Consider the following 17,823-nt stretch of genomic DNA (forward strand, 5'->3'; position numbering starts at 1 on the left):
AGGCTGCGTGGAAGGCCCGGCCGCGGCCCGGCATCCACGGGATCATGAGGTTGCCGGCCAGCGACCGGCACTACCAGCTACCCGACCGGCGGATTGCCGATCAGGCCGCCAGCGAATCCAGCGCCGCTTCCAGTGCATCCAGGTTCGGCAGCAGCGCGCTCTGCTCACCCAGCAGCACGCGCATGTGCACGATCTGCGGCAGGGTTTCTTCGGAGGCGTCGGCCAGCAGGCCGTCGCGCGGCACCGAGATCAGCTGCGGGAAGTTCTGCGTCAGCAGCGCGTAGTACGGGCGCTGCGCGTTGCCGCTGAGGGACTTCAGTACCACCACCTTGTTGTGGCCGGCCACCGTCTCTTCGCCCAGCCCGGAAAGGCGTGCGAACGACACCAGCGGCACCTGCCAGCCGTGCCAGCCGATCTCGCCAACCAGCCAGCGCGGCGCATCGGAGACCGGCTGCACCGGTACGCGCGACATCATTTCGGCCACGGTGGCATTGGGCAGCAGTACGCGCTCGTTGCCGGCCTGGATCAGGACGCCGCGGATTTCGTCGTTGCTGGCGTAGCTCATGGTGCCTCTCCGTTGTCGTCCTGCTCACCCCAGCGCGCGGCAATTGCCTGCGCCAGCTCCTGCGGTTCACCGGCCACCATGCCGGCAGCAACCACGGCGGTGGCCGCAGCCGGGTCGTAGCAGCCCTCGCCTACCTGCCCGGCCACCCACGCACCGGCGGCCGCCAGGTCCAGCGCCGGGCCGACATGGGCCAGGTCGGCACCGCTGAGCAGCACCAGCGCAGTGTGTGCGGCCGGCAATGCAGCGAGCGAAATACCGGTGGCATCGCTCTGGAAATGCAGGCCATCGCTGGCCGCGCGCACGCCGATATCATCGGCCAGCACGTGGACCTCGCCCGGCGCGGCGCGCTGGCCGGCCTCGGCCAGCTGCACCGGCAACGGCGAAACACGCGACATCTGCTTGACCAGGTTGCCGTAGCGGCCACCGTCCAGGCGCATGTGCACCAGGACCGGCACGCTCAACGACGCGGGCAGTGCGCCCAGCAGGCGACGCAACGCATCCGGGCCACCGATGCCGGCCAGCACCAGCAGTGATGCGGCGCGCGCACCGGCCGGGGCGGCGGCATCCAGATCGACCAGGGTCAAATGATCGGTATCGAAGGAGGGCTGCGGCGCGGCGGCCGGCGCCGCCACTTCTGCCGGTGCCGGCGCTTCGATCGATTCCTCGACCAGCGACCAGGCGGTGTGATCGAAGGAGATCGGCGGTGCCGCAGGCGCCGCCGGTTCGGCCGGCGCTTGCGGCGGCGAAGGCGGATCCCGTGGTTCGGGCACGTCCGGCTGCAGTGCCGCCAGGGCCTGCTCCAGCGCGATCGGTTCGTGCAGGTGTGCCGGCGGCGAGTACAGACCGTCGGCCGGAACGTCATCGGCCCAGCTCAGCGCCTGCGCCAGATGCGGCTGCAGGGCTTCTTCCTGCGGTGCCGGCGCGGGCGCCGGATGGCCGGGCTCCAGCTGCAGGCTGGGCTCTTCCTCGGCACCCGGCGGCAACACCTGCTGGTGGCCGTGCAGCTTGGCGGCCAGATGGCGCCCCCAACGCTGCGCCTCCCAGCCGTCGCGGCGCGCGGCCAGCTCGGCCTCATCGAACACCAGGGTCAGCCCCGGTGCCGAGAGCACGGCGTCCAGCCGTTCCAGTGCGTCCTCGATGGCCGCTTCCAGCGCGATCACCACGAACTGCGGATCCGCAGCCTGCAGGACCTGTGGCTCCAGGCCGTTCGGGTCATCTTCCAGGACCAGCTGCACATCTGCATGCGACAGCGCCTCGCGCAGGCGTTCGCGCGCCGCACCGGGGCGGGCCAGCAGGGCGACGGCCGGGGCCGGATGGGTTTCACTCACGGACACGGGCGATCCCCAGCAGGTCGTACACGTTACGCATCAGGTCCAGTTCCTGGTACGGCTTGCCCAGGTAACGCTGGACACCGATCTCGAAGGCGCGCTGGCGGTGCTTGTCGCCGCTGCGCGAGGTGATCATCACGATCGGCACATCCTTGTAGCGCGGGTCGGCGCGCATCGCCGTGGCCAGCTCGTAGCCGTCCATGCGCGGCATCTCGATATCCAGCAGCATCAGGTCCGGCACGCGCTCTTCCAGCCGCTCCAGTGCTTCCACGCCGTCACGGGCAACACTGACTTCGAAGTTGTGGCGTTCCAGGATGCGTCCGGTCACTTTGCGCATGGTCAGCGAGTCATCGACCACCATCACCAGCGGCACCTGGCGTTCGTCGCGCGGTGCATTGGCCAGCACCGGTACGGTCGGATTGGCGAGGAAACGGCGCACCAGCGGCGCGACGTCCAGGATCACCACCACGCGGCCATCGCCGGTGATGGTGGCACCGTAGATGCCCGGTACCGATGCGATCTGCAGGCCGACCGGCTTGACCACGATTTCGCGGTTGCCCAGCACCTGGTCGATCGCCACGGCAGCGCGCAGGTCACCGGCACGCACCAGCAGCAGCGGCACCTGGTCCTGGCCATCGGCGCGTGCCGGGGCCTGCCCGACCAGGCTGCCGAGGTCATACAGCGGATAGTCTTCGCCGCTGTAGCGGTAGCTGCTGTCGGCGGCCTCGAAGCGTTCGCGTGACAGGCGGCCGATACCACTGACCGAGGCCACCGGCACGGCGAAGGTGGTTTCACCGATCTGCACGAACACCGCCTGGGTGACGGCCAGCGTCTGCGGCAGGCGCAAGGTGAAGCGCACGCCCTGGCCACGCACCGACTGGATGTCGACCGAGCCGCCGAGCTGGCGCACTTCGTTGCGCACCACGTCCATGCCCACGCCACGACCCGCCAGCTGGCTGACCTGGTCGGCGGTGGAGAAACCGGAGGCGAAGATCAGGTTGTCCAGTTCCTGCTCGCTGGGCTGCGCATCGGCGGCCAACAGGCCACGATCGATGGCGCGGCGGCGGATCGCTTCGCGGTCCAGGCCAGCACCGTCATCGGCCACTTCCAGCACGATTTCCGAGCCTTCACGGTGCAGGCGGATGGCGACTTCGCCCTCCTCCGGCTTGCCGGCGGCGCGACGCTGTTCCGGCGCCTCCAGGCCGTGGGCCACGGAGTTGCGCAGCATGTGTTCGAGCGGCGCGACCATGCGATCGAGGACATTGCGGTCCAGTTCGCCGTGGGTGCCCTCCAGGGTCAGGTGCACCTGCTTGCCGGTATCCATTCCGGACTGGCGGACCACGCGGCGCAGGCGCGGCACCAGGCCATCGAACGGCACCATGCGCGCGCGCATCAGGCCATCCTGCAGCTCGGAGCTGACGCGCGACTGCTGTTGCAGCAACGAATCGTACTGGCGTGACAGATCGTCGAGCACGCCCTGCAGGCCCCCGAGATCGGCCGCCGACTCGTTCAGTGCACGGCTGAGCTGCTGCAGCGTGGAGAAGCGGTCCAGTTCCAGCGGATCGAACTTCTGATCGGCCTGGTCCTGCTCACGCTGGTAGCGGGCGACGATCTGCGCCTCGGTTTCCAGGTCGAGTCGGCGCAGCTGGTCGCGCAGTCGCGCATTGGTGCGCTCCAGCTCGCCCATCGCGCCGCGGAAGGCACCAAGCTGCTGTTCCAGGCGCGAGCGGTAGATCGCCACTTCACCGGCATGGTTGACCAGGCGGTCGAGCAGATCCGCGCGCACGCGCACCTGTTCCTGCTGCGGGCGCGCCAGCGGATCTTCATCGATCACGCCTTCAGCCGGCAGCGGTGCCGACAACGGCGCATCGAGCAGCGCCGGCGCCGGGCCGGCGACCGCTGCCGACGCGGTTTCTGCAACGCTCGCCACGTCCGCTGCGCCTGCGGCAGCCGCTGCTGCTGCGGCAATATCGGTGGTGGTACGCACTTCGAACGCATCGACCAGATCCTGCGCCGGTTCCACCACGCGGTGGTTACCGGTGCGGGTCAGCAGCTGGTGCAGGCGATCGAATCCGCGCTCCAGCAACTGCACATCGCGGCGTTCGATCTCGGTGCGACCGGCGGCGACCGCCTCCAGCAACGATTCGATGCTGTGGCCGAGATCACCGATGGCGTTGATGCCGGCCATGCGTGCGCCACCCTTCAGGGTGTGCAGGTCACGCTGCAGGCCGGCCAGCACCTCGCGGTCCTGCGGTGCATCACGCAGCTCGCTGATCAGGCCATCGCAGTGGTCGAGCAGGTCCTTGCCTTCCTCGACGAAGATGTCGACCAGCTCGCGATCGTAGACGCTGAAGTCGAGCGTATCGGTGCTGTCTTCCGGCACCGGCATGGCAAGGATGTCAGGTGTCACGGTTTCAGGCACGTCGGCTTCGGGCGCGCTGGCTGCCACGGCATCCGATACCGCAACCGTATCGACGTCGGCGGCTTCGGCGTGGACCTCCGCCTGGCCCGGCGCGTCTTCCAGTTCGAAGAAGCGAACCGGTTCGGCGGTGGCCTGCGCTGCGGCCTCCGCGATCTCCTCATTCACCGTCGCCGGGGACGGCTGATCGGCGCTCTCTCCTTCACCGATCGCCGCCTCCCCGCCGACGTCCGCATCCTCGGCAAAGGCTTCCGCCTCGCCCGGCGCGAGTTCGCTGGCCTGCAGGCCGAGCACGGGCCATTGCCCGTCGTCGGCCAGGGGCTGCTCTTCGTCGATCACGTGCAGGCCGGCCTCGAGCGCGGCTTCCAGCGAGACCGGTTCTGCAAACCCCGGCGCAGCCATTTCATCCTGCAGGCTCGACAGCTCGCTGTCGAGTGGCAGTGCAGCAGGCATTTCGAACGCCGTGGCATCAGCGACGTGCGCGTGATCGGCCGAGTGCGCATTCAGGTCAGATGCGACGGCTTCGACAGCGGCCGGAGTCTCTTCGGCGTCGCGGTCGTCGACCGGCAGCGCACTGGCATCCAGGTACGGCGACAGATCATCCACGACGGTCAAACCGGCATCGTCGGGCAACGGCAGCACGCTTTCGGCCTCCGCCTCGACACCGGCTGCGGCAACGGCTGGAACGTCGTCGGCCACCTGGATCGATTCGACCACCGGCAGCGACGCATCCTCCTCACCCGGTACGGACGGCCATCCGGCATCGAAGTAGCGCGAAAGATCATCGCTGGCCGTCAGCTCACCGACCTCCAGCCCGGCCTCGATCGCCACGTCGGCGACCGGGGCTTCGGCAGTATCGGCACGTGCTTCCGCGTCCTGCTCCGGTGCGGCAAACGAATGCGGCACCGCATCGGATTCAGGCGCGACGGCTGTCGATGCATCCGCGTCCAGTTCCACCGGCGGTTCGTCATCCAGCGCCAGATCGTCTTCTTCGTCTTCCAGGCCCACCATCGGCCAGCGCGCTTCCGGCAACGCGCCAGCCAGCGCCTGCAGGCGCTGCGCGAGTACCTGTTGCGGCGCGATGCGCGGCTGTTCGGCCTGCAACGCTTCCATGGTGGCGGTGATCGCCTGCGCAGTCGCATCCAGGGCGGCTACGCCTTCATCACCCGGGACCACCTCGGCGGCCAGTGCGCGCTTGATGTAGGACTCCGCGCCGCCGGTCACCGCCGTGATCTCGGGCACTTCGGTCATCGCGAAGGCGCCGTTCATGGTGTGCACCGCGCGCAGCAGTGCATCGCTGACCGGTTGCGGCGCCTGCTGCGCCGAACGCAGCCAGTCCTGCAGGGTGGCCTGGTGGACTTCCACCTCGGCCTCGAGAATCTCGCGCAGCACGCTGTCGATGTTGGCCGGCGTACCGGCCACTTCGGCCTCCACGTCGGTATCGGCCGGCGCCGAGGCGGCAGCCTCCGCGTCGAGAATGCGGCTGATCTCGTCTTCGCCGTCAGCTTCAGCAACCGGTACAACCGGCGCAGCCGCACCCGGCAGCGGTACGTAGTAGGTTTCCTCGCCTGCGCCGACACGATCGGCAATGGCCTGCATGGCCTGCAGGTCGACGCTGATGCGCTGGCCGTGGCGCAGCGCTGCGTTCAGCTGTGGCAGCGCCGCATGTGCGTTGTCGACCATCGCCAGCACCGCCGGCGAGGCGGCGCGGCTGCCATCCAGCACGCGGTTGAGCATGCCTTCGATCTTCCACGCGAACTCGCCCAGCGTACGTGCGCCAACCAGGCGGCCACTGCCCTTGAGGGTATGGAAGATGCGGCGGATCGGGCGCAGCCGGTCCATGTTGTCCGGCTGCATGCGCCACGCCGGCAGCAGCGTGCCCAGATTGGCGAGCTCGTCGTCGAACTCTTCCAGGAACACCTCGCGGATGTCCTCGTCGATGTTCTCGGCGTCGTCGTCGAAGCCGGCGTCGAAGCCCGTAGTCGCATCGGCATTGGCGTCGGCGCCGGTCGCAACGACCGCTTCCGGTGCCGTCGCGGTCGGCATCGCCTGCGGATTGAAGCCGGCAGCGGCTGCACTCAGCTCGGCGAAGAACTGGGCATCGGCTTCGCTGAAATCGATCGGCGCGATGGTGTCGATATCGATCACCGACACGGCCGGCGCCGACGTTTCCGCTGCCGGGGCGGGCGCTTCGATCGACGGCGGCGTGATCGACGATGCCGGCAGGTCATCCGGAGCCTCGTCCACCCTGACCTCCGCCGCAGGCGATGCATCGACCAGCGGCGGCGCCACGGCATCGACGATCTCCAGCGACGGATGCAACCCGGGGTCATCGTCCAGCGACAACGTTTCCATCGCATGCAGCGACAGCACATCGTCAGCGTTGTCCAATGCATCGGCGTCGAAGCGGAACACCACGTCGTCGGCCTCGGCAACCGCGCCCTGTTCGGCCGCTACCGGATCGAACACCGGCGCAGCATCGAATCCGGTCACGGGCGAAACCACGCTGTCCGTCGTCTCGTCGATCGCAGGCGCTGCGCTTTCCTCAAGCACCTGCGGCGCCTCGGACAGCGACCACTGCGGTGCATCGGCGTGATCGCTGTCGGCCAGTTCGAAGCTGACGGGATCGAAACTGGCGAACGTCGGCGCGCGTTCGTCGCCGGCGGACGCTGCCGCCTCGGCTTCGGGGTAGAACGGCGCCAGCTCCCACTGCGGGACATCAGGCGCAGGTGCGCTGGACGCGGCGAAGACCAGCGATGCCTCGGCATCATCCTGTGTTGGCAGCGGCGAGGCGCCAGCATCCAACGGGCTGGCGGCCACGACGCCCGCGGTGCCCAGCGCGCCGAACATCAGGCTGTTGTCGGGCACCCTCGGTGCCGGTGTGGCCGGCGGCGGATCGAAGGTGAAGTCCGGCAGCGATACCGGCACGTCGCCGGCCGCGGGCGCAGCAGGCTGCACCGGTACCTCGATGCGCTCGGGCTGCAGCGGCTCGACCTGCACCGGCAGCGGCTCACGTTCGATCGCAAGCGCTGCCGGCGCTTCCGGTGCGGCGGCGTTGCGTTCGGGCAGCGGCCAGTAGCGCAGTGCCTCGAGGCTGCTGCGGGTGATTTCGAGGATGTCTTCGCGGCCCGGGCGACGATCGCGCAGGGCTTCCAGGTAGTACTCCAGGCTGGCCATGGCATCGGCCAGGGTGTCCAGCTGGCGGCCGCTGGGCACGCGCTGGCGGCCGATCAGCTCGGCCTCGATGTACTGCTGCACGCCACGCAGGTAATCGGCGGCGGTACCCAGGTCGAGCATGCGCAGCGCGCCGGACACATCGCCCAGCAGGCGCGGTACATCCTGCAGCTCGGCATGGTTCCAGCTGGTTTCGATGAAGGCGACGAAATGCTCGCGGGCGGCAGCGAAGTTGGCGATGGCTTCATGGGCCAGCACTTCCACCGTGCGCCGGTTCTCCACCGCGCTCGGATCGTCCTCGCCACTGCCGCCGGCGCCCAGATGGGCAACCTGGTCGTCCAGCGAGGCATCGACGTACAGCAGCGCACCGGCGATATCCAGCAGCAGGTTCTCGTCGATCTGCTGGCGCCCCTCGACCACGCCACGCAGCGCGTCGCGCTGCTGCACGACCACGCCGCGGGCCACGCCCAGGCCCATCATGCCCAGCGTGTCGGCCACGGCGCCCAGTTCGTTGGCCTGGGTCTGCAACTGTTCCGGTGCACCGCCGGTGCGCAGGTGCAGGTCAAGCGCATCCTTGATGCGCAGCAGTTCTTCCTTCACTGCGCTGCCGACGGTATCGAGCAGCTCGCGGTTGCGCCCGCTCAGGCTGCCCCGGGCATGGTCCAGTTCGGCCTCGGTGGCGGTGATGCTGTCCGGCGCAAAGGCCAGCAGCACGCTGTCGTTGACGCCTTCTTCGCCACGCGACGCGCGGATCTCGTTGAGCAGCGGCATCAGCACGATCGGAATGTCGCGATGGCCGTTCTGCAGGCGCTCCAGATAGTCCGGCAGCAGCACGCTGCCACGCATCAGGGTCGCACAGGCTTCATCCCGGTCGGCCACCTGGCCGGCGCCGATGGCATTGGCCAGCTGCTCCAGCTCTTCGGCCACCATCGCCGGGGCATACAGTTCAACCATGCGCAGGGTGCCCTGCACCTGGTGCAGGTAGCCGGCGCAGATGCGCATGCGGCTGGCATCACTCGGGTCTTCCGCGTAGTACTCGACCTCGTTGCGCACCTGGCGCAGGGTCTCGTCCAGCTCGGGCTTGACCCAGCCCAGCGCTGCGTGGCTCATCGCATCGCGCAGACTGCTCATGGACGCGCTCCGTTCGCCGCCGCGCGATGGCCGCGCGGATTCTGGCGTGGGGAATGGAAATGCTTCATCGACTGGTTCCTTGCTCGCCGCCCTGCCCGCGTCACGCCGGCAGCTTGAAGTCGGCGACCGAACGGCGCAGGTCCGCCGCCAGCTGCGCGAGGTGGCCGATCGACTCTGCGGTCTGCCCGGCACCCTGCGAGGTCTGGCCGGTGATCTGCCGGATCACGCCCATGGTGCGGGTGATGTCCGAGGCCGCGGCCGACTGCTGCTGGGCGGCGATGGAGATGTTCTTGATGAGGGTATTGAGGGCGTTGGACACGCGCTCGATCTCGGTCAGCGCGGTACCGGCGTCCTCGGCCAGGCGCGCACCGGACACCACTTCGGCCGTGGTCTGCTCCATCGAGGTGACCGCTTCGTTGGTATCGGCCTGAATGGCCTGCACCAGGTTTTCGATGCGTCGGGTCGCACCCGAGGTACGTTCTGCCAGGCGCTGCACTTCGTCGGCCACGACCGCGAAACCGCGGCCCGCTTCACCCGCCGACGCCGCCTGCACCGCCGCGTTCAGCGCAAGGATGTTGGTCTGCTCGGAAATGTCATTGATCAGTTCCACGATCGAGCCGATTTCCTGCGACGACTCGCCCAGGCGCTTGATGCGCTTGGAGGTTTCCTGGATCTGGTCGCGGATCTGGTCCATGCCCTGGATGGTCTCGCGCACCACGCCGGCACCTTCGGCGGCGATCACCACCGAGCGCTGTGCCACGTCGGCCGACTCGGCCGAGTTGCGCGACACCTGCTCGATGCTCGCTGCGATTTCACCGATGCGGTCCGAGGCGGAGGTGATCTGGTTGGCCTGGTGGCCCGCCGCCTCTGCCAGCTGCATCGCGGTGGCCTGGGTTTCCTGGGTGGACATCGCGACCTTGGCCGAGGTGTCGTTGATGGTGGTCACCAGGTGGCGCAGCTCGTCCACCGCATAGTTGATCGCGTCGGCGATCGCGCCAGTCATGTCCTCGGTCACCGAGGCCTTCACCGTCAGGTCACCCTCACCGAGCGAGGAGATTTCGTCCAGCAGCCGCATGATCGCCTGCTGGTTGCGGCTGTTGAATTCCACCTGGGTCTGGTAACGCAGTTCCTGCTCGCGCGAGCGGCTGCGCACGTTGGTGGAGACGAAGCCGATGATCGCGATCAGCGACAGCGCGCCGGACACCACGCCGATCCAGAAGTTGGGGAACAGGCGGGTGTCGGACACCGAGCCGAACGAGGAGAACGCATCGAACAGCTTGCGGCTGTCGTCCAGCATGTGGGCCGAGCCCTGGCCCAGCGCGGTCGCCGCCGACTGCGCCGCGAACAGCTGGCGCGAGCTGGCCAGGATCGCATCGGCGTCCTGCTTCATCGCTTCCCACTTCTGCTGCGACTGCTCCAGTGCGGCCACGGCGGCAGCACCGCGCACGGCGGTGATGCCCAGTTCCTCGTTGCCGTTGCGCAGGCCGTCGAGCACCTGCGAGAACACGGTGATGTCGCGCGCCAGCGCATCCCCGGAGGTCGCTGCGGCGCTGCCACCGGCACGCATTTCGGTCACACGACGGGCCATCGAACCGGCCACCACGACCTGCTGCAGTGCGCTGTACACCTGCGACGAGGGGGCGCCGGAGGCGGACATCGCGCGCACCAGCTCGTTCAGCTGGGCCTGCAGGCCCGGTACCGCGCCGGTGAAGTTGTTGGCATTGCCGGCCAGCGCCAGCACCGCCGGCTCGCTGGCCACCAGCTGCCCGGCCTGCTTGCCCAGCGGCGCCCAGGTTTCGCCCAGGGTGGCGATGGCGCCGGACACGCCCGGCTCCTTGCCATAGCGGCCCTGCAGCGTCGACACGTTCTGTTCGATCGCGTTGCGGGTGGCCTTGAAGGCGGTGAAGGCCTGGGCGTTGCCGCCGACCGCGTCACGTCCCTGGTTGGCCAGCTGCTGCGACAGCACCTGCAGGTCGGCGGCCTTGGAGCCGGCGTCGGCAAGGCGGCTGCCCTGCCAGGTGGCGACGCCGGTGTTGACGCCGAACAGGATCATCGATGCCAGCAGCAGGAACAGCCAGAGGTTGCTGCCGCCCAGCCGCAGCTTGCCGGTCTTGGTGGCGTCCGAAGCAGTACTCATCGTTCAACCTCGATCTTCAATGCAGGGGGCGATGCCCGGCCTCAGGCCGCGGCTTGCCGGAATTCAGGGGTGCGCGACAGCAGCGAGAGCGAGAACACGCCCCAGTCATGGCCGTCGGCATGGAAGGCACGGTCAACGAAATGGCCGTAGCGGCCTTCGGCCAACGTGCCCGCGTCGATCTGCTGGTCCAGCTCGAAGCTGCGCTGGCCGAACAGTTCATCGATGGTCAGTGCGACGTCGCCGCCAGCCTGGCGCATGATCAGCACGCGCTGGCCTTCCTGCTGCACGGTGCGCGTGCCTTCCAGGAAGTACTTCAGGTCGACCACCGGGAACAGGTTGCCACGCAGGTTGCCCACGCCGAGCAGCCAGGGCTGCGCGCAGGGCACCGGGGTCACCGGCGGCATCGGCACGATTTCCACCACTTCGCGGAAATCGGACACCAGCCGGCGCTGGCCGACGCGGTAACCGACGCCACGCCACAGGTCCTGGGCGAACTGCCGCCCGGGCAGCTGCACTGCATGGGCCAGGCTGCGTCGTTCGTAGGCTTCAAGGATGTCGAAGGGCGAGCGCATCAGGCCACCAGTTCGTTGATCCGCGCGATCAGTTCATCCTCGCGCGGCGGCTTGACGATGTAATCGGCCGCGCCCTGGCGCAGGCCCCAGGCCTTGTCGGTTTCCATCGCCTTGGTGCTGACGATGATCACCGGGATGTGCTTGATCGCCGCATCGCGGGCCATCGCCCGGGTGGCCTGGAACCCGCTCATGCCGGGCAGGACCACGTCCATCAGCACCAGCTGCGGCACCTGGTCGCGGACCAGCTGCAGGCCATCCTCGGCGTTGTCCGCTTCCAGCACCTCGTGGCCGGCACGGCGCAGCCACTGGGTGAACACCGCGCGGTCGGTCGGTGAATCCTCGATCAGGACGATACGAGCCATTGTGCCTTTCCCCCCTGGTCAGGCGTTGACGTATGTGCGGATGGCACCCAGCAGTTCTTCGCGCGTGAAAGGCTTGGTCAGGTATTGCTCCGAGCCGACGATGCGCCCCCGCGCCTTGTCGAACAGACCATCCTTGGACGACAGCATGATCACCGGGGTCGCCTTGAACAGCTGGTTGCCCTTGATCAGCGCACAGGTCTGGTAGCCATCCAGGCGCGGCATCATGATGTCGACGAAGATGATCTGCGGCTGCTGGTCTGCGATCTTGGCAAGCGCTTCGAAGCCGTCGGTGGCGGTGACCACCTCGCAGCCTTCGCGCTTGAGCAGCGTTTCCGCAGTCCTGCGGATGGTCTTCGAATCATCGATGACCATCACCCGGAGTCCTGCGAGTTCCCCGCCCGCAGTCGTGTTTTCAGTCATTGCCTATCCCCAAGCGCACGGCCCAATCTCTGGCGGGAGCCGCTGCGAAAGCGTATCTATATCGCACTTCCCGCGCCCGCTTCAAGGCCGGCCTGCCGCGCAGGGGGTAGCACCGGGCTGAACGTGACCGGGTTCGCAATGACTGCGCTGCCGGCAGGCGGACGCTGCGTTGCACTGCGGCGGGGAGGCGCACGGCCGGCGTTGCCGCTACCATCAACGCCTTGCCTGACAGGTGCGCCCATGCCGTTGAACGTCATCGTGGTGATGGACCCCATCGCCCACATCAAGATCGCCAAGGACACCACCTTCGCCATGTTGCTGGAAGCCCAGCGCCGTGGCCATGCCCTGCACTACGTGCGGCCCGGCGGGCTGGCCCTGGAAGGTGGCGTGGCGGTGGCCCAGACCGCACCGCTGCAGGTGCGCGACGACCCGGCCGGCTGGTATGAGCTGGGCGCGTTCAGCCGTACCGCGTTCGGTCCCGGCCAGATCGTGCTGATGCGCAAGGACCCGCCCGTCGACGCCGAGTACATCTACGACACGCAGGTGCTGGACGTGGCTGCCGCTGCCGGCGCCTGCGTGGTCAACAACCCGCAGGGCCTGCGCGACTACAACGAGAAGCTGGCCGCCCTGCTGTTCCCGCAGTGCTGCCCGCCGACCCTGGTCAGCCGCGAAGCCAAGGCATTGAAGGCCTTCGCGCTGGAGCACGGCCAGGCCGTGCTGAAGCCGCTGGATGGGATGGGCGGCCGCTCGATCTTCCGCAGCGGCCAGGGCGATCCGAACCTGAACGTGATCCTGGAAACCCTGACCGACGGCGGCCGCAAGCTGGCGCTGGCCCAGAAGTTCATTCCCGACATCACGGCCGGCGACAAGCGCATCCTGCTGGTCGACGGCGAACCGGTCGACTACTGCCTGGCGCGCATTCCCCAGGGTGACGAGTTCCGCGGCAACCTGGCGGCTGGCGGCCGTGGCGAAGGGCGCCCGCTGAGCGAGCGTGACCGCTGGATCGCCGGCCAGGTTGGCCCGGAGATGAAGCGCCGTGGCATGCGCTTCGTCGGCCTGGACGTGATCGGCGATTACCTGACCGAGGTCAACGTGACCAGCCCGACCTGCGTGCGCGAGCTCGACGCGCAGTACGGCCTGAACATCGCCGGCACCCTGTTCGACGCGCTCGAGGCCGGCCTGCGCTGATGGCGGCCGCACCTGCCGTCCTGCCCCCGCCGGCGCGCGAAGCGCAACGGCTGGGCGCGACCATCGCGCTGTCGATCGTGGTCCACGCCCTGCTGATCCTGGGCGTGGGTTTTGCGGTGAAAGGCGACGCACCACTGGTGCCGACGCTGGAGGTGATCTTCAGCCAGACCCGCACCGCACTGACCCCGAAGCAGGCCGATTTCCTTGCCGCCGCCAGCCAGGAAGGTGGCGGCGAGCACGACCGTGCGCAGCGCCCGCGCGACAACCAGGCCGGCATCGTTCCGCAGGCCCAGGCGGGGCTGAGCCCGGTGCCGCAACAGCAGCAATCGGCCGCGCCGGCGCCCCCGCCGCAGGCGCGGGTGGTCAGCAGCCGCAACGGCGAAGAGGCAGTGGCCCAGGCGCAGGCGCGCCCGACACCGGAGCAGCCGGAACCGGATGCACCGCTGACGGCACGCGAGCAGCGTGATGCCGAGATGGCGCGGCTGGCGGCCGAGGTGCATCTGCGCTCGGCGCAGTACGCCAAGCGCCCGAACCGCAAGTTCGTGTCGGCCAGCACGCGCGAATATGCCTACGCCAATTACCTGCGCGCCTGGGTCGACCGCGCCGAGCGCGTCGGCAACCTGAATTACCCGGACGAGGCCCGGCAGCGCCGGCTCGGCGGCCAGGTGGTGATCAGCGTGGGCGTGCGCCGCGATGGCAGCGTGGAAAGCAGCCGGATCCTGCGTTCAAGCGGGACGCCGTTGCTGGATGAGGCGGCGCTGCGGGTGGTGCAGCTTGCGCAGCCATTCCCGCCGCTGCCGAAGACCGAGGACGAGATCGACATCCTGCAGGTCACCCGCACCTGGGTGTTCCTGCCGGGTGGCACCCTGCACGACGACCGGTAGGGGTTTGTTGCCCGGGCCTGCGGCCCGGGACCCGCTGGAAGCAAAGTCAAAGTCAACATCAACAGCAGCGGTCGGGATATTGGGTTTGGCGGGGCGGTATGGGCTTGCAGGACACGCCGTAAACCCGTCCCTGGGGGCTCGATGGCGCCTTGCTCGTGTGCGCTGTCCTGCGCACGCGGCAAGACCGGGGTTGAGCGTCCTGCCCAACCCGCCCGAGGCGTGCCTCGGGCCCATGGCGCCAACGGTCCTGCAAGCCCATACCGCCCCGCCTCTGACAGATCCCGACGCATCATTGCTGTTGGTAGGTGTCGACCTTGGTCGACACACATCCACGCTACGCGTGGATGCGAGCGAAGCGATCCGCTGTTGACTTTGATTTTCTTTTGATTTTCCGTGGCGGACGCACACGGAAACTGTCAGAGGTCGGGCGGGGTGGGTTCGCGGGGGTGTCCGCGGCACGGATGCCGCGGCCAAGCCCCCATGGGTGAGGGCGCTTTGCTTGCGAAGCACTGCTTCGCAAGCGCCCGAACGCACAGCCGCCAGCGGCTGGGCCGGACCGCGGAGCGGGGTTCACGGCGTCCCCCGCGAACCCACCCCGCCCGGCCAAGCGCGGCTTTGGGTTTATGCGATCAACCAACCCCGTCACGAGGGGCTCAGCCGTTGGCCTTCGCCTTCGCCTCGCGCGCGGCCTGCTGCTCGACCAGGGTCAGTGCCACGTTGTCGCGCAGGTAGGCCGGCTCGACCTTCTCCGGTGCAATGGCTTCGCCGCGCGCGAACGCCGGCACCGCCAGTGCGAGCACGTCCGACGCACGCGGCAATGCCGTGGCGTCGAATCCGCGCAAACCTGTACCGAGCTGCGCGACCAGCGCACCCCCGGCTGCGGCGAACCCGGTACCAACACCGTAGGCCGACAGCCCTTCCGGCAGCGCCACCGCCGCCGGCGCGCAGACGCGCTCGGCATCGCGCGCGACCGGCAGGCCGTCCACGCGCTCGAAGCGGGCGACGTAGAGTTCGCCCATCCGCGCATCGATCGCCGACAGGATCTGCGTTTCTTCCGCCGGTGCGCGCAGCGCCAATACCTGCAGCGTCGAGACCGGCAGCAGCGGACGGTCCAGTGCCAGTGCGATGCCCTGGGCAATGGCAATCGCCAGGCGCACGCCCGTGAACGCACCCGGACCGCGACTGAGGGCGATGCCATCAAGCTGGCGACGGCTGATGCCGGCGTCGGCCAGCAGCGCCTCGGCCCACGGCAGGCTCAACTCGGCGTGCCGGCGCGGGGCGATCTCGAAGCGTTCCAGCACCTGCCCATCGACATGCAGGGCAACGGAACAGGCTTCGGTGGCGGTTTCAAAGGCAAGCAGTTTCATTGGATCAGGTCAGAACAAGGGGAACGTGGCACCGGGAGCAGGCTCCGGGCCCGCCGCAACGGCGGCCGGGGCACCCGCATCATCGGCCACGGGCAGCCATTGTGGCCTAAAGAAGGCCTGCACATCGGCCAGGCTGCGGGTGCGCCGGAACGGCGGCAGCGACTCAAGAAAGACCCGGCCATAGCCACGGTTGAGCAGGCGCGGATCGCACAGGACCAGCACGCCCCGGTCGCCTTCGCTGCGGATCAGGCGGCCAACGCCCTGCTTCAGGGCGATCACCGCCTGCGGCAGCTGCTCGTCGCGGAACGGGTTGCCCCCCTGGCTGCGGATCGCCTCCAGCCGCGCCTCGTATACCGGGTCATCCGGTGCCGCGAACGGCAGCTTGTCGATCATCACCACGCTCAGCGCTTCGCCGACCACGTCCACGCCCTCGCGGAAACTGGCCGAGCCCAGCAGCACGCCATTGCCCGATTCGCGGAAACGCTGCAGCAGCGCCGCGCGTGGCGCCTCGCCCTGCACGAACAACGGCCACGGCCCGTCGCGCAGTGCCTCGGCGGCCTCGCGCAATGCACGGTGCGAGGCGAACAACAGGAACGCCCTGCCCTGCGAGGCCTGCAACACCGGCCGCAAGGTCTGGATCAGCGCGGTGCCAAACCCGCGCGCCGCCGGATCGGGCAGGCCTTCGGGCAGGTAGCACAACGCCTGCTCGGGCCAGTTGAACGGGCTCGGCTGGACCAGCGTGTGCGGATCGTCCAGGCCCAGGCGCGTGGCGATGTGGTCGAAGCCACCGCCCACGGTCAGCGTGGCCGAGGTGAAGATCCATGCCGCGCGGCTGCGCTCGCGATGCTCGCGCAGCGGGCCGGACACATCCATCGGCGTGCGCTGGCAGCGGAAACCACGCGGGGTGAGCTCATACCAGAGCACATCGGCGGCACGGGGGGTCTCCGCCGGATCGGTATCGAAATCGAGGGTGGGCTCATCATCGCCCAGCCAGCGCTGCAGCCGCGACACTGCCTCGCGTGCCCGCGCATGACAGGCATCCAGACCCGCCGCCGCCTCGCGCAGCGGTTGCAGTGCCTGCTCCAGCGTCACCAGGCCGGCCATCACCGTATCGAATCCATCGCGCACCTGCGGCATCGCCAGCGCACGCCACTGCGTACCCCGTGGCGGCAGCCCCTCCATCGCCGAGCGCAGCGCCAGCAACGCCTGCTGCAACTGGTCGACCGGTTCCTGCAGGGCCGACTGCGCGCCGCCTACGCCGCGCGCCTCGGCCAGGCAGTCGCGGCCGAGTTCCTGCCACGGGCGCATGCCGAAGCCTTCGCCGAAAAACTGCGCGGCCAACTCGGGCAGCTGATGCGCCTCGTCGATGACAAAGGCCTGCGCCCCCGGCAGCAACTCACCGAAGCCGTCCTGCTTCAGTGCCAGGTCGGCCAGCAGCAGGTGGTGGTTGACCACCACCACGTCGGCAGCCTGCGCACGTTGGCGCGCGCGCACCACGAAGCAGTCGTCCCAGAACGGGCAATCGGTACCCAGGCAGTTGTCGACCGTGGAAGTGACCATCGGCAGAAGCGGCGAGTCATCGGCCAGGCCTTCCAGTTCGGCGATGTCACCGAACTCCGAACGGCCGGACCAGGCCAGGATGCGCTGGAACTGCGCAGCCTGCTCCGGGCTGGAAAAACGCGGTTCGCCCCGCGCCTGCTGCAGGCGGTAGCGGCACAGGTAATTCGCGCGCCCCTTCAGCAGCGCGCTGCGCAGGCCAACGCCCAGTGCCTGGCGCACGCGCGGCAGATCGCGGTGGTAGAGCTGGTCCTGCAACGCGCGGGTACCGGTGGAGATGATGGTGCGCAGCCCGGACAGCAGCACCGGCACCAGATAGGCGAAGGTCTTGCCGGTGCCTGTACCGGCCTCGGCCAGCAGCAGGTCGCGCTGCTGCAGCGCTTCGGCGATGGCGTCGGTCAGGTGCAGCTGTGCCGGACGCGGGACAAAGGCATCCAGATGCGAGGCGAGCGCGCCGCCTTCGCTGAGGGCTTCGCGGCTGGCATGGACAAGGTCGGACATCAGAGGGAGAGGATACCCGGCCGGGCGCTGCCCGGCACCCGTTTCAAGCCAAGGCAACAGCAACAGCGGTGTTCATGGCTCTGGATTTTTACGTGCTGGGCAGGCCGGGAGGGGCAGGCAGGACACGCCGTAAACCCATCCATGGGGGCTCGATGGCGCCATCCATGGCGCCAACGGTCCTGCCTGCCCCTCCCGCCCCACCCTCGACAGTTTCCCAG

11 protein-coding genes are annotated in these 17,823 nt (G+C 68.7%); 2 read left to right on the plus strand and 9 right to left on the minus strand.

Features of this window, described 5'->3' with window-relative positions; genetic code table 11:
- Positions 1-100: 100 nt before the first annotated feature.
- From VG566_RS20185 to pilG, 7 genes are all read right to left on the minus strand, one after another.
- Complete coding sequence (locus VG566_RS20185) at positions 101-565, minus strand: chemotaxis protein CheW (protein WP_014648089.1); 465 nt, start codon at positions 563-565, stop codon at positions 101-103.
- Complete coding sequence (locus VG566_RS20190; RefSeq protein WP_075077245.1) at positions 562-1,899, minus strand: chemotaxis protein CheB; 1,338 nt, start codon at positions 1,897-1,899, stop codon at positions 562-564. Before VG566_RS20190 ends, VG566_RS20185 begins: the two co-directional genes overlap by 4 nt.
- The gene (locus VG566_RS20195) at positions 1,886-8,617 is read right to left on the minus strand and encodes an Hpt domain-containing protein (protein ID WP_164167657.1); all 6,732 of its coding nucleotides are present in this window, start codon (positions 8,615-8,617) and stop codon (positions 1,886-1,888) included. The genes VG566_RS20190 and VG566_RS20195 overlap by 14 nt, the downstream gene beginning before the upstream one ends.
- A gap of 100 nt (positions 8,618-8,717) precedes the next feature.
- Positions 8,718-10,754, minus strand: a complete 2,037-nt coding sequence (locus VG566_RS20200; protein ID WP_014038185.1) for a methyl-accepting chemotaxis protein — start codon at positions 10,752-10,754, stop codon at positions 8,718-8,720.
- 41 nt (positions 10,755-10,795) lie between these two features.
- Positions 10,796-11,326: a chemotaxis protein CheW gene (locus VG566_RS20205; RefSeq protein WP_014648092.1), complete on the minus strand. Its 531-nt coding sequence runs from the start codon at positions 11,324-11,326 to the stop codon at positions 10,796-10,798.
- Entirely contained in the window at positions 11,326-11,688 is a 363-nt protein-coding gene (locus tag VG566_RS20210; protein ID WP_005410717.1) for a response regulator, read from the minus strand. Before VG566_RS20210 ends, VG566_RS20205 begins: the two co-directional genes overlap by 1 nt.
- 18 nt (positions 11,689-11,706) lie before the next feature.
- Complete coding sequence (gene pilG, locus VG566_RS20215; RefSeq protein WP_005418455.1) at positions 11,707-12,108, minus strand: twitching motility response regulator PilG; 402 nt, start codon at positions 12,106-12,108, stop codon at positions 11,707-11,709.
- 240 nt (positions 12,109-12,348) lie between these two features.
- Between pilG and gshB the strand changes: the two genes are divergently transcribed.
- A complete protein-coding gene (gshB, locus tag VG566_RS20220; RefSeq protein WP_241884287.1) occupies positions 12,349-13,296 on the plus strand; it encodes a glutathione synthase in 948 nt (315 codons plus the stop codon).
- On the plus strand, positions 13,296-14,180 hold the full coding sequence (locus tag VG566_RS20225) for an energy transducer TonB family protein (RefSeq protein WP_014648095.1): 885 nt from the start codon (positions 13,296-13,298) through the stop codon (positions 14,178-14,180). The genes gshB and VG566_RS20225 overlap by 1 nt, the downstream gene beginning before the upstream one ends.
- 653 nt (positions 14,181-14,833) lie before the next feature.
- Here VG566_RS20225 and tsaB read toward each other — a convergent pair.
- Both tsaB and VG566_RS20235 read right to left on the minus strand, forming a co-directional pair.
- The gene (tsaB, locus tag VG566_RS20230) at positions 14,834-15,547 is read right to left on the minus strand and encodes a tRNA (adenosine(37)-N6)-threonylcarbamoyltransferase complex dimerization subunit type 1 TsaB (protein ID WP_032962098.1); all 714 of its coding nucleotides are present in this window, start codon (positions 15,545-15,547) and stop codon (positions 14,834-14,836) included.
- Between the two features lie 9 nt (positions 15,548-15,556).
- Entirely contained in the window at positions 15,557-17,605 is a 2,049-nt protein-coding gene (locus VG566_RS20235; protein WP_241884286.1) for an ATP-dependent DNA helicase, read from the minus strand.
- Positions 17,606-17,823: the final 218 nt, after the last annotated feature.

The sequence above is a fragment of the Stenotrophomonas sp. CASM114 genome (genome assembly GCF_049384325.1).
Lineage (GTDB): Bacteria > Pseudomonadota > Gammaproteobacteria > Xanthomonadales > Xanthomonadaceae > Stenotrophomonas > Stenotrophomonas muris.